A 23076-nucleotide genomic window follows, 5' to 3' on the forward strand; every position below is an offset into this window, starting at 1 on the left:
ATCGTGCAATTTTTGGATAATCGCGTGAGAGCTTTCTCTCATGAGGAAAGTCCATGCTAGCACAGGCTGTGATGCCTGTAGTGTTTGTGCTAGGTGAATCCATAAGCCTAGGGACTTGATGTTCAAGTTACGGCGAGCGAACGGGCTAAGTCTTAGGATAAGTTCTACTAGCTCTGAAAGTGCCACAGTGACGTAGTTTTTAGGGAAACCTAAAAAGTGGAACGCGGTAAACCCCTCAAGCTAGCAACCCAAACTTTGGTCGGGGCATAGGATGCATGGAAACGAACATAGCATTCTGACTGGAAACAGTAGACAGATGATTATCGAAGGAAATGGTACCTAGTCATTTCTGGAACAAAACATGGCTTATAGAAAATTGCATATAGGTGGCGAGGGGGAGAGAAATCTCAACCTCCTTTTTTAAACAATGGGGAATAAATGAAAAAACAATTTGAATTAATCGCGACAGCTGCTGCTGGATTAGAAGCAGTAGTTGGGCGTGAATTGCGTGAGCTAGGCTACGATTGCCAAGTGGAAAATGGACGGGTTCGTTTCAAAGGCGATGTTCGTGCGATTATCGAAACCAATCTTTGGTTGCGTGCTGCTGACCGAATCAAGATCGTCGTAGGATCTTTTCCTGCCCGCACCTTTGAAGAACTCTTTCAAGGAGTTTTTGCCTTGGATTGGGATCAATATCTCCCTTTAGGAGCGCGTTTCCCTATCTCAAAAGCAAAATGCGTCAAATCCAAACTGCATAACGAACCGAGTGTACAAGCTATTTCGAAAAAGGCAGTTGTTAAAAAGTTGCAAAAACACTATGCTCGTCCGGAAGGCGTTCCATTGATCGAAAATGGAGCAGAATTTAAAATTGAAGTTTCTATCTTGAAGGACCAAGCGACTATTTTAATTGATACCACTGGCAGTAGCCTGTTTAAACGAGGTTATCGGACTGAAAAGGGTGGGGCACCCATCAAGGAAAATATGGCGGCAGCCATTCTTCAACTTTCTAATTGGTATCCAGATAAGCCCTTGGTTGATCCGACTTGTGGATCAGGGACCTTCTGTATCGAAGCGGCTATGATGGCTCGCCAGATAGCGCCAGGCTTGAGACGGACCTTCTCTTTTGAAGAATGGAATTGGGTAGATGATCGCCTGATTCAAGAAGTGCGTACAGAAGCTACTAAAAAGATAAATCGTGATCTCGTTCTAGACATCATGGGGACGGATATCGATGCGCGGATGGTCGAGATTGCTAAAGAAAATGCTCAAAAAGCAGGAGTTGCGAGCGATATCACCTTTAAGCAAATGCGGGTCCAAGATTTGCGTTCGGATAAGATCAATGGGGTCATTATCTCCAATCCGCCGTATGGTGAACGCTTATCCGATGATGCAGGGGTGACAAAATTGTACGCTGAAATGGGAGAGGTCTTTGAGCCCTTGAAGACTTGGAGCAAATTTATCCTGACCAGCGATGAAAACTTTGAAAAGAAGTTTGGGCGACAAGCGGATAAAAAAAGAAAATTATATAACGGAACCTTAAAGGTTGACTTGTATCAGTTCTTTGGGGAGCGGGTACGTCGACAAGCGACTAGTGAGAAAGGAAACATATGACAAAAGAAGATAAACAGCAGTTGGGCCAAGAGGCAGAGTCAGTTCTTGATTTTAAGGACGCCAAAGAGATGACGATTGGCCAAGCGAACCGCAAAGCTGAAGAAATCGAAGCAGGGGTCAAGGAAACAGACAATGTCCTCGATAAATACATCAAACAGCACCGTGACGAAATCGAAGCTCACAAGTTTGATACCATCGTCATGCAAAAGGAAATGTTGGCTGAGGCAGAGGAAGCAGTCACTGTGGAAGCAACAGAGTCAATTCCAAATGAAGAACCTGCAACAGAAGCAAGCTCAGCAGAAGCAGCTAAAAAAGAGGTTGCATCTGCTCGCATTCCAGATCCAATTCCTGGGGAACGCCCTGCAAAAATTAAGTTTGGTCCAGAGCCAACAGAACCATATGTGGATGAAGAAATTGAGATTCCTGAAGAACCGAAAAAAAGCCGGGTCAAACCAATTTTGTTTTCAGTTTTAGCTCTGACAGCAGTTGCTACGGCTAGTTGGTTGTCTTATCAATGGATCCGTAACCAGTCTAAAGGGGAAACGACAGTCGTCTCTTCTACTAGCTCATCTAGCAAGAAGTCCTCTAGTTCTTCTTCCTCAACGAGCGCGAATACAGAGGCTTTGCTGAAGGACTTTAATGATCAGTATGCAGCCTTCTATACAGATGACACGCAGACGAAATTGAAAAATGATTCTTTTGGTAATTTGGAAAAACTAAAAGCCAGTTTAGATAAATTGAAAGACACCAAGGAATACGATGCAGCCAAAAGTAAATACGATGAATTGGTGAAGCAGGTTTCTGCTATTCAAACAGTAAACTCTCAGTTTACCAGCCCAGTTATTAAGGATGGGGCCATCGATACCAAGGCGCAGGTAAAGAGTGATGCAGTCTTTTCAGATGTGTCAACATCTAATACACAATTGAACCAATTATTGAAGGATGCAGCTTCTCAAGGACGCTCGCAACAAGTTGCGACTCCAGCACCCGTGACAGATGATGGTGGCAGTGCTACAGGTGGAAATGCAGTTTCTTCAGGAACGGTAACCAGTCCAGCTCCTACACCAGCCCCAGCTACTGAAGGCAACACGATAGGCGGAGTGAACCCAGGCTATTCTGGCTTTGGCCTTCAAAGTACTGGTGTGCCACTTCAACGAAACTTGAGCCGGGTGCCATACAACCAAGCAGCGCTTGACGATGTAAACAATCCTGCATGGACCTTTAACCCTGGTATTTTGGAGAAAGTTCTGAAGATTGCTCGGGAACGTGGGCATATCGTTGGAGATCAATACATCTTGGAACGCGTGAATATCATCAACGGCAATGGTTATTACAACCTCTTTAAGCCAGATGGAACTTATTTGTTTAGTATCAATGCTAAAACAGGCTACTTTGTCGGAAACGGAAAAGGCCATTCCGATGCATTGGATTATTAAGAATTAAAAAAACTTCTCTTTGAAAGAGAAGTCTTTTGTTTTTTATACGATATGGCGTGTGAATGGATCGTCAGAAATACCTTGTTCGAGAATCAATTTGCACCACTCTTTGGCAGAAAAGAGGCTGTGATCTTTATAGTTTCCGCAAGATTCAATCGTCGTTCCTGGGACGTCCTCCCAGCTAGTCGCTTCAGCAATTTCCTCTAGGGAGGATTTAATGACTTGTGCAATGGTTTTTGGATTGTGCTGTCCCCACATAATCATATGGAAGCCAGTACGACACCCAAATGGGGAACAATCGATCATTCCATCAATGCGTTTACGGATCAACATAGCTAATAGATGCTCAATTGTATGTAAACCAGCAGTCGGGATAGAGTCTTCATTTGGTTGAACCAAGCGGATATCGTAGTTTGAGATGACATCTCCTTTTGGTCCAGTTTCCTCTCCGATTAGGCGGACGTAAGGGGCTTTTACAGCAGTGTGGTCTAATTCAAAACTTTCCACAATAACTTCTTTCGTCATGTATCTTCCTCAATTTCTTTTTTCTTGATTATAGCACAATTGTCAGTGGATGAAAACATAAGAGAAGAGAGAGGCAAGTAGCCGTTGAAATAAGATTCAGAAGCTTGTTTTTAGGGTGTTTTTCCGTTAGAATCAAAGGAAAGAAGCATTAGAATAATAGCAGAAATAGATTAGTTTTCGCTAGAAAATTTGTTTGTTAATTTTGTAAAAATATGATAAAATAATAAAGAATTTTTTAATTCAACTATTCATTAGATTAGGGGTAAAAACATGGAATTTGGAATTGCAATTGTTTTTGCCGCAATCATTGGTTTAGTCATTGGATATGTAGGGATCTCAGTCAAGATGAAAGCATCGAAAGAGGCTGCAGAACTTACTCTTTTAAATGCTGAACAAGAAGCAACGAATTTACGTGGACAGGCAGAGCGCGAAGCTGATTTGATTTTGAAAGAAGCTAAGCACGAGTCTAGTTCACTTAAAAAAGAAGCACTTTTGGAGGCAAAGGAAGAAGCCAGAAAATATCGAGAAGAAGTCGATGCTGAGTTTAAATCAGAGCGTCAAGAATTAAAACAATTAGAAACCCGCTTAGCGGAACGTTCGAATAATCTTGATCGCAAAGATGACAATCTTACGAGCAAAGAGCAAGCTCTTGAACAAAAAGAGCAAAGTCTTTCAGATAGAACTAAACACATTGATGCGCGTGAAGAACAATTACATGAGCTAGAAAAGAGGAAAGAAGAAGAATTAGAAAAAATTGCTTCTCTGACTCAATCGGAAGCACGTGATATTATCTTAACGCAAACAGAAGAACGACTTTCCAAAGAGATTGAGACTCGAATTCGAGAAGCAGAAGTGGAAGTGAAAGAACGTTCAGATAAAGTTGCAAAAGATATCCTGGTTCAAGCCATGCAACGGATGGCCGGGGATTTTGTGGCAGAACAGACCAACTCAACGGTTCATTTACCAGATGATGGAATGAAGGGCCGGATTATTGGTCGCGAAGGTCGAAATATCCGAACCTTCGAAAGCTTGACAGGTGTGGATGTGATTATTGATGACACTCCAGAAGTAGTCACCCTGTCTGCATTTGATCCGATTCGTCGGGAAATCGCACGAATGACCATGGAAAGTCTCTTGAAAGATGGTCGCATCCATCCAGCTCGGATTGAAGAGTTGGTAGAGAAGAACCGTTTGGAAATTGACCAACGGATTCGTGAATATGGTGAAGCAGCAGCCTATGAAATTGGCGCACCAAATCTACATCCTGATTTGATGAAGATTATGGGACGCTTGCAATTCAGAACTTCTTATGGACAGAACGTCTTGCGTCACTCCATTGAGGTTGCTAAGTTATCTGGTATTATTGCTAGTGAGCTTGGTGAAAATGCTACCTTGGCTCGTCGAGCTGGTTTCCTTCATGATATTGGTAAAGCCATCGACCGTGAGGTAGAAGGTAGCCACGTAGAAATTGGTACTGAATTAGCTCGTAAATACAAAGAGCATCCAGTTGTTGTCAATACGATTGCTAGTCACCATGGTGATGTTGAACCAGAAAGTGTCATCGCAGTTATTGTTGCAGCAGCAGATGCCTTGAGTGCAGCGCGTCCAGGTGCCCGGAGCGAGTCTCTTGAAAGCTACATCAAACGCCTGCAAGATCTTGAAGAAATTGCAAATGGCTTTGAGGGAGTTAAGACAAGCTTTGCCTTGCAAGCAGGTCGTGAAATTCGAATTATGGTCAGCCCTGAAGAAGTCAAGGATGATAAGTTGACCATCTTGGCTCATGATATCCGTGAGAAGATTGAGTCCAACTTGGAGTACCCTGGTAACATCAAGGTAACCGTTATTCGTGAATTACGTGCCATTGATTATGCAAAATAGAGCTTGTTAAAAGCCATATATAAAAGATAGTCAGCGAAGGTGGAACAACCTTAGTTGGCTATTTTTTTGTGAGTCGTGTTAAAAATGGGTTAGCACAGATGAAATGGTTCATTGGTAGAGAAGTGGTTAGGGCCTTGCCTCTAGGAAAAATCTGTTGAAAAATCTTTCTATTTTTGTTACACTAGATAGAAAGACAGCGAAGGAGATAAAATGGCGGATCGAGGATTATTAATCGTTTTCTCAGGGCCCTCAGGTGTTGGGAAAGGAACGGTTAGACGTGAGATTTTTGAAAGCTCAGATAATCAGTTTCAATACTCAGTATCGATGACAACACGTGCACAACGTCCAGGTGAAGTGGACGGAGTAGATTATTTCTTCCGGACACGTGAAGAATTTGAGGAATTGATTCGTCAAGGTCAAATGCTCGAATATGCTGAATATGTTGGCAATTACTATGGGACTCCCTTGACCTATGTGAACGAAACCCTCGATAAAGGGATCGATGTTTTCCTTGAAATCGAGGTGCAAGGGGCTTTGCAGGTCAAGAAAAAGGTACCAGATGCCGTCTTCATTTTCTTAACTCCTCCAGATTTGGATGAATTGCAAGACCGTTTGGTTGGACGCGGCACAGATAGTGCGGAAGTCATTGCCCAGCGGATTGAAAAAGCAAAAGAAGAAATTGCCCTCATGCGGGAGTATGACTATGCCATTGTCAACGATCAAGTACCTTTGGCTGCAGAACGTGTTAAACGTGTGATTGAGGCAGAACATTTCCGTGTTGATCGGGTCATTGGTCACTACCAAGAAATGCTTCCCAAAGCCACTCAAGTGGTACGATAATTAGAATAGGAATTAGGTAAAAAGATTATGATGTTAAAACCATCTATTGACACATTGTTGGATAAAGTACCGTCAAAATACTCTTTGGTTATTCTTGAAGCCAAACGAGCTCATGAGTTAGAGAGTGGTGCAACTCCTACTCAAGAATTTCAATCAGTAAAATCTACCTTGCGTGCCTTGGAAGAGATTGAATCAGGAAATGTGGTGATTCACCCAGATCCAGAAGCTAAGCGTGAAGCGGTTCGTCGTCGAATCGAAGCAGAACGCTTGCGTAAAGAAGAAGAAGAGCGTAAAATTAAAGAACAAATCGCGAAAGAAAAAGAAGATGGTGAAAAAATTTAAGGTTGGGTTCGCTCAATCTTATTTTTTGCTATTTAGCGCTAGGACAGGAAGGAGGTGGAAGCATGCTAGCACAAGTCATCGTTGATGTTCCCTTGATGCAAACAGACAAGCCCTATAGCTACCAGGTACCAGAAGAGTTTTCTCCTTTCTTGGAAAAAGGAATGCGGGTGCATGTTCCCTTTGGAAAGGGAAATCGGCTCATTCAAGGGATTGTGGTTGGCCTTGAACAGACCACTCCAGCAGCTCAAGACCAAGAATTGAAAAGTATCGTGGAGGTCTTAGACTACCAACCAGTTCTAGGAGAGGAGCAATTTTGGCTGGCAGATCAGTTGCGAAAGACGGTTTTTGCCTACAAGATCACCCTCTTGAAAGCCATGTTACCGAGTGTTTTAAATTCTTCCTATGACAAAATTCTCCATCCGACAGAATTGTTATCGCCAGAGGATCGAGAAGACATTTTTGGAACAGCGACCAGCTTGGCCTTTTCTTCTTTGGATATTGATGCACAAGCACGAATGATGCGACTGACTCGTAAAGGAGAGTTGGAAGTAGAATACCAAGCAGTGGATCGTAAACATATCAAAACAGAAAAATGGTATCGAGTAAATCAACCCCTACTTGAAAATTTGGAAATCGCTAAGAATGCTAAAAAGCGCTTGGCCTTGCGAGACTTTGTCCAAGGTCAAGAAGTAGATGCGCCTTTGAGTGATTTATTGGCGGAATTCTCTCGTCCAGTGGTGAACTATTTCATCGACCAGGGTGCCTTGCTTATTTTTGAAAAAGAAGTCAATCGTGCGGCTGCCTACTTTAAAGACAAAGAGTCGACAGAGGCCTTGGTTTTAAATGCTGAACAAGAACGAGCTGTTCAAGCGGTAACCAGCAAAATTGGGCAACCTTCCAAACCCTTCTTGCTAGAAGGGGTAACGGGGAGTGGAAAGACGGAAGTTTACCTCCAAATCATCCAAGAGGTGCTGGAAAAGGGGAAAACAGCTATTATGTTGGTTCCCGAAATTTCCTTGACGCCTCAAGTGACGGATCGCTTCATTTCTCGCTTTGGGGATCGAGTGGCCATCCTTCATTCAGGTCTATCCAACGGTGAAAAATACGATGAGTGGAGACGTGTTGAACGTGGAGAAGCTCAAGTGGTCGTAGGAGCGCGGTCTGCTATCTTTGCACCTCTGAAGAACCTAGGGGCCATTATTATCGATGAAGAACATGAGGCTACCTATAAACAAGATAGCAATCCTCGCTACCATGCGCGTGAAGTGGCCTTACTACGAGCTCAGTATCACCAGGCTGTTTTGGTCTTGGGGTCGGCGACACCTAGTCTAGAAACACGAGCCCGTGCAGGAAAAGGAATCTATGAATTTCTTCAATTGACCCAACGAGCCAATCCTCTTGCCCGTATTCCAGAGGTGGAAGTGATTGATTTCAGGGATTATATTGGCCAGCAAGAATCCGGAACCTATACACCTAAGTTGCTAGAAGCGATAGCAGAACGTCTGCAACGAAAAGAGCAAGTCGTCCTCATGCTCAATCGCCGGGGTTATTCCAGCTTTGTGATGTGTCGGGAGTGCGGTCATGTAGATACCTGTCCGAATTGTGATATTTCCTTGACCCTTCACATGGATACCAAGACCATGGATTGCCATTATTGTAATTACCACAAGGCCATTCCAACAGTCTGCCCTAATTGTCAAAGTCGATCGATTCGTTATTACGGGACGGGGACCCAGAAGGCCTACGATGAGCTGCAAGAAATTTTCCCCGAGGCTCGTATTCTGCGGATGGACGTTGATACTACTCGGAAAAAAGGGAGTCACGAGGCCTTGTTGGACCAGTTCGGTCAAGGGCAAGTGGATATTTTGCTTGGGACCCAGATGATTGCCAAGGGCTTGGATTTCCCCAATGTAACGCTAGTCGGTGTCCTCAATGCTGATACAGCTCTAAATTTGCCTGATTTTCGCTCGTCAGAGCGGACTTTCCAACTGTTAACCCAGGTGGCAGGGCGGGCTGGTCGTGCGGATAAAGAAGGACAGGTTCTGATCCAGACCTATAATCCTCATCATTATGCCATTGAATATGCGAAACGCCAAGATTATGAAGGGTTTTATGCCTATGAAATGAAGGTGCGCCACCAGTTAGGTTATCCACCTTATTATTACACGGTAGGTTTGACCCTCTCTCACAAAAAAGAAGAGGTCGTGGTTAAAAAAGCTTATCAGGTGATGGATCTGTTGAAATCAGGTCTGTCCGATCAGGTCCAAATCTTGGGACCAACGCCAAAACCGATTGCTCGCACGCATAATTTATTCCATTACCAGATTCTGTTGAAGTACCGGTTTGAAGACCACTTACCACAGGTTTTAAATCAGATTTTGGACTATACTCAAGAGCGGGAAAATCAAGATCTTCGAGTCAGCATTGACAATGAACCGCAAAGTTTTATGTAGAAGGAGAAAAAATGACAAAAATACTATTTATGGGAACGCCTGATTTCTCAGCTACAGTCTTAAAAGGCTTGATTTCTGATGAACGCTATGAGATTCTAGCCGTTGTGACCCAACCAGATCGGGCAGTTGGCCGGAAAAAAGAAATTCGAATGACACCAGTAAAAGAAGCGGCTATAGAAGCAGGCTTGCCAATCTACCAGCCGGAGAAACTATCTGGAAGCCAAGAACTAGAAGACTTATTGGCTTTGGGAGCAGATGGGATTGTCACAGCAGCCTTTGGACAGTTTTTGCCGAGTCGTTTGTTAGAGGCGATGAAGTTTTCTGTCAATGTGCACGCTTCTCTTCTTCCAAAATACCGTGGTGGAGCGCCTATTCATTATGCCATTATGAATGGGGATAAAGAAGCTGGTGTGACCATCATGGAAATGGTCAAAGAGATGGATGCTGGAGATATGATTTCTTCTCGCGCCATCCCTATTTTAGAGGAAGACAATGTGGGAACCCTATTTGAGAAATTGGCTCTTGTTGGCCGGGATCTTCTTTTAGAAACTCTGCCAGCTTACCTTGCGGGAGAGCTTAAGCCACAACCGCAGGATCCCCAACAAGTCACCTTCTCTCCAAATATCAAGCCAGAAGAAGAACGCCTGGATTGGACACGGACCAACCGTGAACTCTTTAACCAAGTTCGAGGCATGTATCCTTGGCCAGTTGCCCATACTCTATGGAAGGGTGAACGCTTTAAGATATACCAAGCAAAACCGTGTGAAGGTCAAGGAGAACCAGGAGAAATTTTAGCTCTCCATAAAAATGAAATCGTTGTTGCGACGGGTGAGGGAGCCTTAGCCTTGACCCTTGTTCAGCCAGCTGGTAAACCCAAGATGGCTGTCGGAGATTTCTTAAATGGTTTGGGGCGACAACTGCAAGTAGGTGATCAATTTGGTAAATAAGATGCAGACTGCACGAGGGGTGGCCCTATCTACTCTAGGAGAGATTTTCCAGGACGGTGCTTTTTCAAATATCGCCCTCAAAAAATCCTTGGGCAAGGCAACCTTGTCAGATGTGGATAAAAGTCTAGTAACCGAAATCGTCTATGGGACGGTTTCACGCAAACTAACCTTGGAATGGTATCTATCGCACTTTGTCGTTGATCGAGACCAGGTAGATCCCTGGATCTATCATCTTTTATTGATGAGCCTCTATCAGTTCGTCTATCTGGAGAAGATTCCTCCCCATGCTGTTGTCCATGAAGCAGTAGAGCTTGCCAAGCAACGGAAGAAGGGGAGTGAAAAATATGTCAATGCTCTCTTACGGAAAATGCTACGAGAGGAGCTTCCATCAATTGACCAGATTAAACGAATCAACAAACGACTTTCAATCCGCTATTCTCTTCCGGTTTGGTTGGTGAAAAAGTTGATGGACGAGTATGGTGAACAGCGGGCCATTGCGATTTTTGAGAGTCTCTATGTTCGCAACAAGGCCAGTGTTCGTGTTGTCGATCTGGATCAAAAAGAAGACATCAAGGAGCAATTGCAGGCATCGGATTCCTTGTTGGCCTCAACAGCTCTTGTGAAAGAAAATGGCTATTTTGCAGGCTCTGATTACTTCAAACAAGGGAAATTAACCATTCAAGATGAGACCAGTCAATTGGTCGCTCCGGCTTTAGAGGTCCAACCATCAGACCAGGTATTAGATGCCTGTGCAGCACCTGGGGGCAAGACCACCCATCTAGCTTCTTATCTAGTCGATGGGAAGATCACAGCCTTGGACTTGTACGATCATAAGCTCCAATTAATTCAGGAAAACGCGGAACGTCTGGGAGTTGCAGATAAAATTCAGACAAAAAAACTGGATGCCAGCCAGGTCTTTGAAGCTTTTGGAGCAGATGCTTTTGATAAAATCTTGGTAGACGCCCCTTGCTCTGGGATTGGTTTGATCCGCCGTAAGCCAGACATCAAGTACAATAAAGACAATGCTGACTTTGCGTATCTACAGGCGATTCAATTGGAAATATTGGATGGAGTTTGTCAAAGTGTGCGGAAAGATGGTATAATAGTCTACAGTACATGCACAATTATAGGAGAAGAGAATTTTGATGTGGTTGACCAGTTTTTAAAAACCCATCCAAATTTTGAACTCGTGCCATTAGATCATGAACGAAAAGATATTCTGAAAGATGGCTGTATTTTAATTACACCAGAATTGTATGGAAGCGATGGTTTCTTTATTAGTCGTTTTCGAAGAATATCGTAATCTCAGGAGGATACGGACAGTATGGAAATTTCTATCTTAACCGATGTAGGTCAAAGACGGACAAATAACCAAGACTATGCAAATCAATATAAAAATAAAGCGGGAAAATCCATGGTTTTTCTAGCTGACGGGATGGGGGGGCATCGTGCTGGTAATATTGCTAGCGAGATGGCTGTTACCGATCTCGGCGCTGCTTGGGTAGCGACTGAAATCAGCACCATTAACGAAGTCAGAGAGTGGTTTGCAGAGAATTTGGAAAAAGAAAACCAGCAGATCCATCGCATTGGTCAAGATGAAGAACATAAAGGAATGGGAACAACTCTCGAAGCTGTTGCCGTTATCGATGACCAAGTCTTATTTGCACATGTAGGGGATTCCCGAATTGGACTCGTGCGTAATGGGGAATACCATCAATTAACCAGTGACCATTCTTTAGTAAACGCCTTGCTCAAGGCCGGACAGATTACGGAAGAAGAGGCAGCTCATCATCCCCAACGCAATATCATCACCCAATCCATTGGACAAAAAGATGAATTGCAACCGGATTTTGGTATGGTTACGGTTGAAGCGGGAGATTTCATTGTTATTAATAGTGATGGATTAACCAATATGATCTCTGGCGATGAAATCCGTGATATCGTTGTTAGCGATTTATCGGTTGAAGAAAAGGCAAAAACCTTGGTTCGCTTTGCGAATAATGCTGGCGGTTTGGACAATATTACAGTTGTACTGATTCGCTTTGCTGAGGAGGATGTGGCATGATTCAAATCGGCAAAATTTTTGCCGGACGATATAAGATAATCCGTCAAATCGGGCGTGGAGGGATGGCAGATGTCTACCTCGCTCGGGATTTAATCTTAGATGGTGAAGAAGTTGCAGTTAAAGTACTGAGGACCAATTACCAAACAGATCCAATTGCAGTTGCACGCTTTCAACGAGAGGCCAAAGCGATGGCAGATTTGGATCATCCAAATATCGTTCGGATCACGGATATCGGTGAAGAGGATGGCCAGCAATACTTGGCGATGGAATATGTCGCTGGTTTGGACTTGAAACGTTATATCAAAGAAAATGCCCCTCTCTCAAATGAAGAAGCTGTTCGCTTGATGGGGCAAATCCTCCTTGCTATGCGCTTGGCGCACACGCAAGGCATTATTCACCGTGATTTGAAACCTCAAAATGTCCTTTTAACATCGGACGGAAATGCCAAGGTATCTGACTTTGGGATTGCAGTAGCCTTTGCAGAGACCAGTCTCACCCAGACCAACTCTATGTTGGGTTCGGTTCATTATTTATCACCAGAGCAAGCCAGAGGATCGAAAGCTTCTATTCAAAGTGATATCTATGCAATGGGGATCATTTTCTACGAAATGCTGACGGGTCATATCCCTTATGATGGGGATAGTGCAGTGACCATTGCGCTGCAACATTTCCAAAAACCACTTCCGTCCATCATTGAAGAGAACAAAAATGTTCCGCAGGCTTTGGAAAATGTGGTGATTAAGGCCACAGCGAAGAAACTATCCGATCGCTATAAGTCGGTAGCTGAAATGTATGTCGACTTGTCAAGTTGTCTATCTTATGAACGCCGTAATGAGAAAAAATTAGTCTTTGATGACGCTTCAAAAGCGGATACTAAGACCCTACCAAAGGTGAATGTGGTTCCAAAACCGGCTCCACTTCCAACATCAGAGGTTCGTCCTACAGTTCATGAGGACCGACCAGTGGCTTCAGAGGATCGAACAGCTCCAGTTTCTCTAAAAAATAAGCCACGTCGTCGTTTGCGGACGCGCTACAAGGTCTTGTTTGTAGCCCTAGCTTTGGTACTAGCTGCCTTTGCCTTTCTTCTTTATATGAGTCCAGCCAACAAAACAGTTCCGGATGTATCTGGAAAAACGGTAGCAGAAGCGCGTGCTATCATTGAAGATCAGGATCTTCAAGTGGGAGACGAAAAAGAAGAATACAGTGATTCGGTGCTGGAGGGCTATGTAATCCGTACCAATCCAAATGCAGGAGCTCAGAAAAAGGAAAACAGCAAGGTTGATTTGGTTGTCTCGAAAGGGCCAAGCACCTTTGATATGCCGGACTATACTGGTAGGTCTAGAGAAGATGCGGAAAACGATCTGAAAACCACCTATAAGCTTTCTAGCAAGCTGATTTCGATTGAAGAAGTCGAGACCAATGAAGTGGAGCCAGGAATCGTGCTTGAGCAATCTCCTGCTGCTGGTCAAAAATATGATTTGACTTCTAATACCAAGGTTGTTCTGAAAGTATCGAAGGAAAGTAATTCGATCGAGTTACCAAGTTATGTTGGTTCTTATTATGAATTTGCTGTCTCTAATCTCGTTCAAATCTACGGGGTGAAGGAAGCAAATATTGAACGGAAAACCACATCGCATCTTCCGGCTGGTGTAGAAGTCTTACCAGGTCAAATTGTGAGTCAGACTCCAGAAGCTCAATCGAGCATTGATATTAAAAAGACTCGCATTGTCTTGACTATATACGAACCGAAGACGGAACCATCAAGTAGCACGAAAGCTTCAAGCAGTTCATCAGAAAGCTCAAGCTCTACAACAGTGGAATCCCATTCCAATACGGAGCCTTCAGCCTCTTCTGAACCAGAGTCGTAACGTGATGACTCTATAAAACCAGACCCAATCGGTCTGGTTTTTTTAGTACAGAGAGAGTTGTTAACGAATCCTTCTAGAGTCTGAAGCGAATCCCTTGGAATTTTGATAAAATAGAATGGAGAGGTTCAATTATGTGGAAGATTCAATTGTTTGTGTTTGTTGAAGCTTTGTTACTCACCATGGCTGCAATCACTATTTTGGCGGGAAATATATCTCGTATCGTCCTAATCGTGGTCCTTTGCTTGCTTCTATTGTATTATTACATTGGAAAACAGCGGAGTAATTTTCTTTTAGTGGCATCCAGCATTCTGCTGTTTTTTATTGTCATGTTAAATCCTTACGTCATCGCTGCGCTTTTGTTTGCCGTTGTCTATGCCATGCTGGTGGCTTATCCCTATTTTTACCGTGAAAATGAAGAAGTGAAGATAGATTATGAGGAAGATGTAGAAATCCGACAAGAGAAAACACCTTGGATTGGGGATCTGCATCATTTTTCAAAGGTAAACTGCCATTTTCGTGATTTAACGATTACTCGTTTAGTGGGGCGGGATACGATCCATTTAGACGAAGTGATTGTTGTGAATCATGACAATGTCATCATCATGAGAAAGATGTTTGGCAATACGAAAATTATTTTGCCGGTGGATGTGGAGCTGAGTTTGCAGGTGAATACCTTATATGGAGAATTGCGCCTCTTCTCTCAAAAACCTAGGAAATTGAGAAATGAGACAGTAAGCATGGAGACACCGAATTATCGAAGTTCCCATCGAACAGTGAAACTTGTTATTGCGGGGATTGTAGGAGATGTGGAGGTCGTCAGAGGATGAAACGAACAGACTATCTTTTAATCTTCCTTTATACGGTCTTAATTCTAGCTGTTATTATCCATTCTATTTTTGGTCTTTTCGACTTTCAGTGGACTTATCTATTGGAAGATTTATCCAAACTGCGTGCTTTTCTGTTTATTGGTTTTGGCTTGACGGTTGCTCTGACTATTTTGATGATTCTATTGATTAAATTGATTCAATTTACAATCATGAACACCGTCCAAAAAAACCTGAGAAACTTGCTCGAAGGCAAGAAGCTAAAACTCGGAGAAAACAAAGAGATTAATGAAGAGTTTCAACGCTTGGATCGCAAGCTCAAACGCCTGACAGAAAATTTGCAACGAACAGAAAATCGAGTCATGCAAAATGAAGAAGAGATTGTCGAAAGAGAGCGACGGCGAATTGCCCGAGATCTCCATGATACGGTGAGCCAGGAATTATTTGCAGCTAATATGATTTTGTCTGGTGTAGCCAGTCAGGATCAAGTTCTTCAACTCCCTAAAGTAGGGCAACAGTTGAAGGGGGTCACAGAAATTCTAAATACTGCTCAAAACGATTTGCGGATTCTATTGTTACACTTGCGGCCGACAGAATTAGAAGGTCGAAACTTGGTAGAAGGTCTCCAGGTGATTTTTAGAGAACTACAAGAAAAGAGCAATTTAGAAGTATACTTTGAACACGATGTTCAAAAGTTACCAAAAACTATTGAAGAGCATATTTTTCGAATTGTACAAGAAGTAGTGAGCAATACACTAAAACATGCCCATGCGAAGCGCTTGGATGTTTATCTGTTGCAAACAGAACAATCTCTCCATCTGAAATTAGCAGATGATGGAGTGGGATTTGATCCAGAATCTTTGGGTGAACTAAGTTACGGTATGAAGAATATTCAGGATCGAGTAGATGACATGGCAGGAAGAATTAAGATTTTGACCAGTCCCAAAAAGGGAGTGGCTATTGATATTAAAGTGCCATTAGTAGAAGGAGAAGATGATGAAATTATTACTAGTAGATGATCATGAAATGGTCCGATTAGGCTTGAAAAGCTATTTAAGTATGCAAGATGGAATTGATCAAGTCCTAGAGGCCAGTGATGGTCAAGAGGGTGTTGAGTTAGCCCTAAAGGAGCGACCAGATGTCATCATTATGGATATTGTCATGCCCCATATGACCGGGATTGAAGCGACACTCGCAATCCTAAAGGAGTGGCCAGATGCAAAAATATTAATCCTGACATCCTATTTGGACAATGAAAAAATCTATCCTGTCTTGGATGCGGGAGCCAAGGGCTATATGCTCAAAACCTCTAGTGCAGAGGAAATTTTACGGGCCATTCGCAAGGTGGAGCAAGGAGAGTTGGCAATTGAGACAGAGGTCAGCCAAAAAGTAGAGTATCGGAAAAACCACGTGGAACTCCATGATGACTTGACCGCGCGTGAACGAGATATCTTGGCTTTGCTAACCAAGGGATATGAAAATCAACGGATAGCTGATGAATTATTCATTTCATTAAAGACGGTCAAGACGCACGTGTCGAATATTTTGTCAAAATTAGAAGTGAGCGATCGTACCCAAGCAGTAGTTTATGCCTTCCAACATCACTTGGTCTCTCAGGAAGATTTTTAGTCAAAAACATGCTATAATAGACAGCATACTGAATGGAGACAACATGGATGCAAAAACACGCTACAAAGCGAAAAAGATAAAAATAGTATTTTTTGATATTGACGATACCTTACGAAATGTTGAGACAGGCTATGTTCCAGCTTCAGTCACCAGAGTGTTTTCACAATTACGAGAAAAAGGAATTTACACAGCCATTGCTAGTGGTAGAGGGATTTTTGGAGTGCCAGAAGAAATTAAGGCTCTCCGACCTGATTTCTACGTCACTCTGAATGGTTCCTATGTGATTGATCGTAAGGAGAATGTCATTTATGAAGAAAGATTACCAAATCCACTTGTTCAGGACTTTATTGCATGGGCCAAGCAGGTAGGGATTCATTATGGTTTGGTTGGGAGTCATCAAGCAGCTCTTTCAGCTCGGACAGAAGATATGAGCCGGGCCATTGATCCCATCTATCCAAATTTACCAGTAGATCCTGACTTTGCTACCAAGCATCCCATTTATCAAATGTGGACATTCGAGACTGGTAAAACATTCGATGCCCTCCCAGAAGCTTTAGGGCAGGAATTGCGTTTGGTTCGCTGGCACCCAATCTCATCAGATGTTGTCTTGGATCAGCAATCCAAAGCTCACGGTGTCTCAAAAATAGTCGAAAAACTAGGTCTCAAACCAGAAAATGTCTTAACGTTTGGAGATGGATTGAATGACATAGAATTATTTGACTATGCTGGTTTAGCGATTGCCATGGGAAACGCCCAAGATGCATTAAAAGCTAAAGCAGATTTTGTCACAAAAACCTTAGAAGAAGATGGCATTTTACATGCCTTAGAGGAGTTAAAAATGGTTGAAAAAGAATTGCACTTACCACAAACAAAAATGGATCAAGAAACAGGACCAATTGCGACGATTCATACCAACTATGGAGATCTGAAGATTCGTCTCTTTCCTGATCAAGCACCAAAAACAGTAGCAAACTTTATTGCGCTTGCAAAAGATGGCTACTACAACGGAGTGATTTTCCATCGCATCATTAAAGATTTCATGATCCAAGGTGGGGATCCAACTGGAACAGGTATGGGTGGGGAATCCATTTATGGAGAATCTTTTGAAGATGAATTCTCTGAAGAATTGTACAACATCCGTGGTGCACTTTCTATGGCCAATGCTGGACCAAATACCAACGGCAGTCAATTCTTTATTGTTCAAAACCAACACCTTCCTTATTCTAAAAAGGAAATTGCCCGTGGTGGTTGGCCTGAAGCTATCGCAGAAATTTATGCGGAAGAAGGAGGAACACCTCATTTGGACCGTCGTCACACAGTGTTCGGTCAGTTGATGGATGAAGCTTCTTATCAAGTATTAGATACAATTGCGGCAGTAGAGACAGGTGCCATGGACAAACCCAAAGAAGATGTGGTCATGGAATCAATTGACATTGAGGGAGAAGCATGAGAATCGGGGATAAACTGAAGGGTGTTGTGACAGGGTTGCAACCTTATGGAGCCTTTGTTGAATTAGAGACAGGGGTAACCGGTTTAATCCATATTTCTGAAATCCGCAGTGGATATATCGACAACATTCATGATATCTTAAAAATTGGGGATCAAGTTTGTACCCAGGTTATCGATATTGATGAATACTCTGGGAAGGCTAGCTTGTCTCTTCGTACCTTAGAAGCTGGGAACAGAAAGCAGTTTCGACATCATCGTTTTTCTAATGATCGCCATAAGATTGGTTTTACTCCTTTAGCCAAGCAATTACCAATTTGGATTAAAGAAAGTAAGGAATTTTTGAGTGACACCAGTCAGGGAAAATAAGAATTTGTTTCTACAGATATAAGAAAAAGAGGCTACATTGTAGCCTCTTTCAGTTTAAAGACAAAGTAATTTTAGAAACTTTCCTTAGGTGAGTACGGACGTTAGCGAACCTCGTAGAAGTTCCATGACTAATTATTGAGCCTAAGGTCTCAATAATTCCGAGTACCTGAAACAACTGTGTTTCAGGCACTTTTCTCACAGCGGAAAGTTTTTCATCTTCTTAAATGACTAAAAAATAAAAGTCATTTTTTGAAAATCATCCAGCTGTTTTATGTAAAACAATAGTTTATCTACATTCAAAAAGAGGCTACGATGTAGCCTCTTTCTTATTCTTGATCAAAATCGTAAAGGGTAGTTGAAAGGTAACGTTCTCCATTATCCGGTGCCAAAGCCAAGACTTTTTTACCAGCTCCAAGCTCTTTAGCGACTTCAATTGCTGCATAGATAGCGGCAGCAGATGAAATTCCAACTAAGAATCCTTCTTTTCCACCAATGTAGCGACCTAATTCTAAAGCTTGTTCAGAAGTGACGCGGATTACGCCATCATAAGAATTGGTATCCAGCGTTTCTGGAATGAAACCTGCTGACAATCCTTGGATTTTGTGAGGTCCTGGTTTTTCGCCAGAAAGAATCGCTGATTCATCTGCTTCAACGGCATAGACTTGGACAGCTGGGTTGACTTTTTTCAAGGCATGAGAAACACCTGAAATAGTTCCACCTGTTCCAACACCACTGACATAGGCATCCAATCCATTTGGCCCAAAAGCTTCTAAAATTTCTTGTCCTGTTGTTGCTTCATGGACTTCTGGGTTGGCGCTGTTGTTAAATTGGAGGGGAAGGAAACCGTTTCGTTCTGCAGCGATTTCTTCTGCTTTAGCGATAGCTCCTTTCATTCCTTCACTACCTGGAGTTAAGACCAGTTCAGCTCCATAAGCTTGAATGATTTTCCGACGTTCAACACTCATGGTTTCAGGCATGACGATGACGACTTTATACCCTTTGGCAGCCCCAACCCATGATAAACCAATTCCTGTATTTCCGCTGGTTGCTTCAACGATAGTAGAACCAGGTTGAAGCAGACCATCTCGTTCTGCTTTTTCAATCATGCTAAGAGCAATCCGGTCTTTGACAGATGAACCTGGGTTGAAGGCTTCTAGTTTAACATAGACATCAGCAGCCCCTTCAGGTACCAAGTGGTTCAATTTTACAATAGGTGTTTTTCCGATTAATTCTGTAATATTTTCATAGATTGGCATACGATATACACTCCTTTGTTAGTGTATCCAGTATACCGCCAGTAATCCGGTTTGTAAAATATAAAAAAGCTATCGATGTGATAGCCTTTTTTTATAACTGGATAGGAACTTCCACTTCCTTTAGCCCCTGATCACTAATCTCAACTTTTCCATGGTAAAAATCAATCAGGTCTGCAATCACATCTTCTTTTTGCTCTTTATCTACATAAATCAGACTAAAGACAGCATCGGTGAAGTCTGTCTGAAATTCTGCTAATTGGTGAGCGGATAGAAAGTTCACAAACTCTTGGTATTGGGGATAAGTCAAGGTAATCCCTAGCCCAACTTGCTCCTTGATTTCAACGAGACCGATTTCTTTCACAGCCTGAGCGACGCTACCGGCATAAGCACGAATAAGACCGCCTGCGCCTAGCTTGATCCCACCAAAATAACGAGTGACAACGCAGCAGACATTGGTCAACTCATGATTTTCTAGCACAGCTAGCATGGGAACGCCGGCAGTACCACTCGGTTCTCCGTCGTCGCTGGTCCGTTTGATCTCAAACTGTTGGCCTATTACAAATGCGGAGCAATTGTGAGTTGCCTTGTAATGTTCTTTCTTGACAGCAGCTATAAAGTCGCGAGCTTCCTCTTCAGTATAGACCCGTTTAACATGGCAAAGAAAGCGAGATTTTTTAATTTCTTCTTGGACGAGGCCGTCCTCTTTAAATGTCTTGTATTCCATACACTTATTTTACAAAAAAACTCGCAAAACTGCGAGTTTTTACGAATATATAAGTATGAAAGTTGAAGATTGTTATGGAAGGTTGTTCACCCAAGAACAACTAGGGGTGGAACTGCTTGGACAAGCCCAAGAACTGCCAGCTATGGTAGAGGAAAAGACGGGCTTGTTTTGTAATCGGTGTGGGACTAAGATTGATAAAAGCAAATGGAAACTACAGATAGAAAGCTACTATTGTAGGGCTTGCATTCAATTAGGGAGAGTTAGGAGCGACCAAACACTCTATCACTTTCCCCAACAAGCCTTTCCCCAGGAAGAAGTCCTAAGATGGCAGGGGAGCCTGACGCCATTTCAAAGTCGGGTTTCTCAGGAGTTGGTTCAATCCTTAACAGATAGAAAGCCGATGATGGTACACGCAGTTACAGGAGCAGGTAAAACGGAAATGATGTACCAAGTGGTGGCGGAAGTGATAAAAAAGGGGAGATGTGTTTGCATTGCTACACCAAGGATTGACGTGTGTATTGAATTATATAAGCGAATGACAAAGGACTTTTCCTGCCCCATCTCGTTGTTGCACGGTGATTCAGAAGCTTATTTCCGAACGCCTCTCGTCATATCCACCACACATCAACTACTAAAATTTTATCAAGCTTTTGACCTCCTCATAATCGATGAAGTCGATGCCTTTCCTTTTGTTGATAACCCTGTTCTCTACCATGCCGTTTCAAATGCCGTAACCAAGAATGGAAAGCTCATCTATTTGACAGCTACCTCAACAAAAGAGTTAGATAAAAAGGTCAAAAAACAGGAAATAAACCGCGTTAGCCTACCCAGACGCTTTCACGGAAACCCTCTAGTAATTCCTAGAAAAGTATGGCTAAAAGATCTACGAAAGAAAGTAGAAAAGAAGCAAGTACCAGGGAAGTTACTCAGACTAATAAAGGAGCAACGAAAAACAAGCTTTCCACTGATCTTATTTGTATCAGAGATTGAATTAGGAGAAAAGCTCCTTAACCTCTTAAGACAGAACTTCAAGGATGAAATCATCGAACTGGTGACCTCTAAAACAGAAAATAGGTTAGAACTGGTAGAAAAATTTCGCAACCAAGAAATTACCATCCTTGTTTCAACGACAATCCTGGAAAGGGGAGTTACCTTCCCTAAAGTAGATGTGTTTGTGATTGAGGCCAATCATCGGCTGTTCACTAAGAGCACCCTGGTTCAAATCGCTGGTCGTGTTGGAAGAAGTATGGAAAGACCTACAGGCGAGTTGCTTTTCCTAGCAGAAGGAACCAGCCAAGAAATGACACAAGCTATTAAAGAAATAAAAGAAATGAATCAGGAGGCAGGGTTTTGAGTAACTGTCTGTTATGTGATCAAGAGCTATCCAATCAAGAATCCTTAAGGGATCTCATCCTAATGAAAAAAGAGAATCTCACAATGTGTAACAACTGTAAAAATAAGTTCGAACAAGTTAGTGAAGCTAGTTGCAAAACTTGTTGTAAAAAAAGTTCAGAGATTTCTTGTGAAGATTGCCAAGAGTGGGAACGAAAAGGGAAAAGTGTAAACCATAAAGCACTCTACTACTATAATGAAGAAATGAAGGAATACTTTCAGAAATACAAATTCCAGGGGGATCAACTGTTAGCTGGTCTCTTTGCTGAAGAAGTAAAGGCAGCACTAAAAAAGTATAAAGGGTATACCATTGTTCCAATACCTTTAAGCGATAAGAGAAATGAGAAGAGAGGATTTAATCAGGTAACAGCAATCTTAGAAGCTGCAGGAATCCCTTATCAAGACCTATTAATAAAAAAGGATACAAAAGCCCAATCACAGAAAAATAAAAAAGAAAGATTAAAAGCAGAACAAGCCTTTGAACGAAAAGAGCTTGAAAACAAAAGCTGGCCGGAGAAAATAATGATAATGGATGATATCTACACAACAGGAGCAACAATCGAAAGAGCTAAAGAAATGTTACATGTAAACGAGGTGAAAGAAATAAGATCTTTTTCATTGGCAAGATAGAATAATCAAAAATATATTTGCAAAAATAAAATGAAAGCGTTATAATATAGATATAAAAAGAAAAACGTTTAGAAAGAAGGTACTTATATGATTAAATATAGTATCCGTGGTGAAAACCTAGAAGTAACAGAAGCCATTCACGACTATGTCGTTTCTAAACTCGAAAAAATTGAAAAATATTTTCAAGCAGAGCAAGAATTGGATGCACGTGTAAACCTAAAAGTTTATCGTGAAAAAACTGCAAAAGTTGAAGTCACGATTCCGCTTGGTTCTATTACACTTCGTGCAGAAGATGTTTCTCAAGATATGTATGGATCTATTGACTTGGTAGTTGACAAGATTGAACGTCAAATTCGTAAGAATAAAACAAAGATTGAAAAGAAAAATCGTAGTAAATCTGCAACTAGCAAAATCTTTACAGAAGCTTTAGTAGAAGAAAGTGTTGCATTGGAAAAAGTTGTCCGTACAAAAACGATTGACATTGAACCAATGGAATTAGATGAAGCGATTCTTCAAATGGAACTATTGGGACATGACTTCTTCATCTACAAGGATGTGGAAGACAATACAACTAACGTTATTTACCGTCGCGAAGATGGAGATATTGGACTTCTTGAAGTTAAAGACAAATAAGTTAACACAGTCAGAAAGCTCCTGTAGAATATACAGGAGCTTTCTATATATGTAGGAAATAAATAGTCGCAAATCAAAAAAAATAACAAAAAAAATAAAAAAATAGAAAAAAGTTATTGACAAGGAGAGAGGGTCGTGATATACTAATATAGTTGTCGCGCGAGAGCGACAAAGACCTTTGAAAACTGAACAAGACGAACCAATGTGC

The 23076-nt window shown here is 42.1% G+C and carries 21 protein-coding genes and 1 other RNA gene; 19 read left to right on the forward strand and 3 right to left on the reverse strand.

The features are described 5' to 3' along the window. Positions 1–8 precede the first annotated feature (8 nt). From rnpB to I2D56_RS07915, 3 genes are all read left to right on the forward strand, one after another. An RNA gene (gene rnpB, locus I2D56_RS07905) (RNase P RNA component class B) lies at positions 9–374 on the forward strand. Between the two features lie 64 nt (positions 375–438). Continuing rightward, positions 439–1611, forward strand: a complete 1173-nt coding sequence (locus I2D56_RS07910; protein WP_195348303.1) for a THUMP domain-containing class I SAM-dependent RNA methyltransferase — start codon at positions 439–441, stop codon at positions 1609–1611. Then, positions 1608–3047 (forward strand): cell division site-positioning protein MapZ family protein, encoded by a 1440-nt coding sequence (locus I2D56_RS07915; RefSeq protein WP_195214364.1) that lies wholly within the window; start codon positions 1608–1610, stop codon positions 3045–3047. The genes I2D56_RS07910 and I2D56_RS07915 overlap by 4 nt, the downstream gene beginning before the upstream one ends. 42 nt (positions 3048–3089) lie before the next feature. Here the strand turns inward: I2D56_RS07915 and I2D56_RS07920 are convergent, their stop codons facing one another. Further along, positions 3090–3572 carry an S-ribosylhomocysteine lyase gene (locus tag I2D56_RS07920; protein ID WP_048691946.1) on the reverse strand — a complete coding sequence of 161 codons (483 nt, stop codon included), beginning with the start codon at positions 3570–3572 and terminating at the stop codon, positions 3090–3092. A gap of 270 nt (positions 3573–3842) precedes the next feature. On the opposite strand from I2D56_RS07920, the gene I2D56_RS07925 reads away from it, so the two are divergent. The 13 genes from I2D56_RS07925 to I2D56_RS07985 all read left to right on the forward strand — a co-directional run bounded on the left by I2D56_RS07925 (position 3843) and on the right by I2D56_RS07985 (position 18233). Further along, positions 3843–5450 (forward strand): ribonuclease Y, encoded by a 1608-nt coding sequence (locus I2D56_RS07925; RefSeq protein WP_154854835.1) that lies wholly within the window; start codon positions 3843–3845, stop codon positions 5448–5450. A 210-nt stretch (positions 5451–5660) separates the two neighbouring features. Next, positions 5661–6290: a guanylate kinase gene (gmk, locus tag I2D56_RS07930; protein WP_006596846.1), complete on the forward strand. Its 630-nt coding sequence runs from the start codon at positions 5661–5663 to the stop codon at positions 6288–6290. 27 nt (positions 6291–6317) lie between these two features. Continuing rightward, on the forward strand, positions 6318–6632 hold the full coding sequence (gene rpoZ / locus I2D56_RS07935; RefSeq protein ID WP_006596845.1) for a DNA-directed RNA polymerase subunit omega: 315 nt from the start codon (positions 6318–6320) through the stop codon (positions 6630–6632). Between the two features lie 62 nt (positions 6633–6694). Continuing rightward, positions 6695–9085 carry a primosomal protein N' gene (locus I2D56_RS07940; RefSeq protein ID WP_195348304.1) on the forward strand — a complete coding sequence of 797 codons (2391 nt, stop codon included), beginning with the start codon at positions 6695–6697 and terminating at the stop codon, positions 9083–9085. A gap of 11 nt (positions 9086–9096) precedes the next feature. Continuing rightward, positions 9097–10032: a methionyl-tRNA formyltransferase gene (gene fmt, locus I2D56_RS07945; RefSeq protein WP_195348305.1), complete on the forward strand. Its 936-nt coding sequence runs from the start codon at positions 9097–9099 to the stop codon at positions 10030–10032. Then, entirely contained in the window at positions 10022–11335 is a 1314-nt protein-coding gene (gene rsmB, locus I2D56_RS07950) for a 16S rRNA (cytosine(967)-C(5))-methyltransferase RsmB (protein WP_154854823.1), read from the forward strand. The genes fmt and rsmB overlap by 11 nt, the downstream gene beginning before the upstream one ends. Positions 11336–11356: 21 nt before the next feature. After that, the gene (locus I2D56_RS07955; RefSeq protein WP_195348306.1) at positions 11357–12097 is read left to right on the forward strand and encodes a Stp1/IreP family PP2C-type Ser/Thr phosphatase; all 741 of its coding nucleotides are present in this window, start codon (positions 11357–11359) and stop codon (positions 12095–12097) included. Further along, entirely contained in the window at positions 12094–13965 is a 1872-nt protein-coding gene (gene pknB, locus I2D56_RS07960) for a Stk1 family PASTA domain-containing Ser/Thr kinase (protein WP_195348307.1), read from the forward strand. The genes I2D56_RS07955 and pknB overlap by 4 nt, the downstream gene beginning before the upstream one ends. Positions 13966–14096: 131 nt before the next feature. Continuing rightward, positions 14097–14792 (forward strand): cell wall-active antibiotics response protein LiaF, encoded by a 696-nt coding sequence (liaF, locus tag I2D56_RS07965; RefSeq protein WP_048691924.1) that lies wholly within the window; start codon positions 14097–14099, stop codon positions 14790–14792. Further along, a complete protein-coding gene (locus I2D56_RS07970) occupies positions 14789–15808 on the forward strand; it encodes a sensor histidine kinase (protein WP_048691922.1) in 1020 nt (339 codons plus the stop codon). The genes liaF and I2D56_RS07970 overlap by 4 nt, the downstream gene beginning before the upstream one ends. After that, positions 15786–16418, forward strand: coding sequence for a response regulator transcription factor (locus I2D56_RS07975; RefSeq protein ID WP_048789433.1), 633 nt, complete (start codon positions 15786–15788; stop codon positions 16416–16418). Before I2D56_RS07970 ends, I2D56_RS07975 begins: the two co-directional genes overlap by 23 nt. 43 nt (positions 16419–16461) lie before the next feature. Next, positions 16462–17868 carry a bifunctional Cof-type HAD-IIB family hydrolase/peptidylprolyl isomerase gene (locus tag I2D56_RS07980; RefSeq protein ID WP_195348308.1) on the forward strand — a complete coding sequence of 469 codons (1407 nt, stop codon included), beginning with the start codon at positions 16462–16464 and terminating at the stop codon, positions 17866–17868. Beyond that, positions 17865–18233, forward strand: coding sequence for a S1 RNA-binding domain-containing protein (locus tag I2D56_RS07985; RefSeq protein WP_048691913.1), 369 nt, complete (start codon positions 17865–17867; stop codon positions 18231–18233). The genes I2D56_RS07980 and I2D56_RS07985 overlap by 4 nt, the downstream gene beginning before the upstream one ends. 326 nt (positions 18234–18559) lie before the next feature. Here the strand turns inward: I2D56_RS07985 and cysK are convergent, their stop codons facing one another. Then, entirely contained in the window at positions 18560–19489 is a 930-nt protein-coding gene (gene cysK / locus I2D56_RS07990; RefSeq protein ID WP_123160906.1) for a cysteine synthase A, read from the reverse strand. 91 nt (positions 19490–19580) lie between these two features. Next, on the reverse strand, positions 19581–20213 hold the full coding sequence (locus I2D56_RS07995; protein ID WP_195348309.1) for a YigZ family protein: 633 nt from the start codon (positions 20211–20213) through the stop codon (positions 19581–19583). Positions 20214–20268: 55 nt separating this feature from the next. Between I2D56_RS07995 and I2D56_RS08000 the strand changes: the two genes are divergently transcribed. The 3 genes from I2D56_RS08000 to hpf all read left to right on the forward strand — a co-directional run bounded on the left by I2D56_RS08000 (position 20269) and on the right by hpf (position 22868). Then, complete coding sequence (locus tag I2D56_RS08000) at positions 20269–21567, forward strand: DEAD/DEAH box helicase (protein ID WP_195348310.1); 1299 nt, start codon at positions 20269–20271, stop codon at positions 21565–21567. A gap of 62 nt (positions 21568–21629) precedes the next feature. Next, positions 21630–22235: a ComF family protein gene (locus I2D56_RS08005; protein ID WP_324250354.1), complete on the forward strand. Its 606-nt coding sequence runs from the start codon at positions 21630–21632 to the stop codon at positions 22233–22235. 87 nt (positions 22236–22322) lie between these two features. Then, a complete protein-coding gene (gene hpf / locus I2D56_RS08010) occupies positions 22323–22868 on the forward strand; it encodes a ribosome hibernation-promoting factor, HPF/YfiA family (RefSeq protein ID WP_023022375.1) in 546 nt (181 codons plus the stop codon). Positions 22869–23076 lie beyond the last annotated feature (208 nt).

The organism is Streptococcus australis, assembly GCF_015553625.1.
GTDB classification, from domain to species: domain Bacteria; phylum Bacillota; class Bacilli; order Lactobacillales; family Streptococcaceae; genus Streptococcus; species Streptococcus australis_B.

Excerpts from the sequence above, each read along its gene's own strand:
- I2D56_RS07975 (WP_048789433.1), top strand. The coding sequence starts at position 15,786 with ATGAAATTATTACTAGTAGATGATCATGAAATGGTCCGATTAGGCTTG.
- hpf (WP_023022375.1), top strand. The coding sequence starts at position 22,323 with ATGATTAAATATAGTATCCGTGGTGAAAACCTAGAAGTAACAGAAGCC.
- liaF (WP_048691924.1), top strand. The coding sequence starts at position 14,097 with ATGTGGAAGATTCAATTGTTTGTGTTTGTTGAAGCTTTGTTACTCACC.
- I2D56_RS08000 (WP_195348310.1), top strand. The coding sequence starts at position 20,269 with ATGAAAGTTGAAGATTGTTATGGAAGGTTGTTCACCCAAGAACAACTA.
- rpoZ (WP_006596845.1), top strand. The coding sequence starts at position 6,318 with ATGATGTTAAAACCATCTATTGACACATTGTTGGATAAAGTACCGTCA.
- I2D56_RS07940 (WP_195348304.1), top strand. The coding sequence starts at position 6,695 with ATGCTAGCACAAGTCATCGTTGATGTTCCCTTGATGCAAACAGACAAG.
- I2D56_RS07910 (WP_195348303.1), top strand. The coding sequence starts at position 439 with ATGAAAAAACAATTTGAATTAATCGCGACAGCTGCTGCTGGATTAGAA.
- fmt (WP_195348305.1), top strand. The coding sequence starts at position 9,097 with ATGACAAAAATACTATTTATGGGAACGCCTGATTTCTCAGCTACAGTC.
- I2D56_RS07985 (WP_048691913.1), top strand. The coding sequence starts at position 17,865 with ATGAGAATCGGGGATAAACTGAAGGGTGTTGTGACAGGGTTGCAACCT.
- I2D56_RS07920 (WP_048691946.1), bottom strand. The coding sequence starts at position 3,572 with ATGACGAAAGAAGTTATTGTGGAAAGTTTTGAATTAGACCACACTGCT.
- I2D56_RS07995 (WP_195348309.1), bottom strand. The coding sequence starts at position 20,213 with ATGGAATACAAGACATTTAAAGAGGACGGCCTCGTCCAAGAAGAAATT.
- I2D56_RS07980 (WP_195348308.1), top strand. The coding sequence starts at position 16,462 with ATGGATGCAAAAACACGCTACAAAGCGAAAAAGATAAAAATAGTATTT.
- I2D56_RS07955 (WP_195348306.1), top strand. The coding sequence starts at position 11,357 with ATGGAAATTTCTATCTTAACCGATGTAGGTCAAAGACGGACAAATAAC.
- I2D56_RS07915 (WP_195214364.1), top strand. The coding sequence starts at position 1,608 with ATGACAAAAGAAGATAAACAGCAGTTGGGCCAAGAGGCAGAGTCAGTT.
- pknB (WP_195348307.1), top strand. The coding sequence starts at position 12,094 with ATGATTCAAATCGGCAAAATTTTTGCCGGACGATATAAGATAATCCGT.
- I2D56_RS08005 (WP_324250354.1), top strand. The coding sequence starts at position 21,630 with ATGAAAAAAGAGAATCTCACAATGTGTAACAACTGTAAAAATAAGTTC.
- I2D56_RS07970 (WP_048691922.1), top strand. The coding sequence starts at position 14,789 with ATGAAACGAACAGACTATCTTTTAATCTTCCTTTATACGGTCTTAATT.
- gmk (WP_006596846.1), top strand. The coding sequence starts at position 5,661 with ATGGCGGATCGAGGATTATTAATCGTTTTCTCAGGGCCCTCAGGTGTT.
- I2D56_RS07925 (WP_154854835.1), top strand. The coding sequence starts at position 3,843 with ATGGAATTTGGAATTGCAATTGTTTTTGCCGCAATCATTGGTTTAGTC.
- cysK (WP_123160906.1), bottom strand. The coding sequence starts at position 19,489 with ATGCCAATCTATGAAAATATTACAGAATTAATCGGAAAAACACCTATT.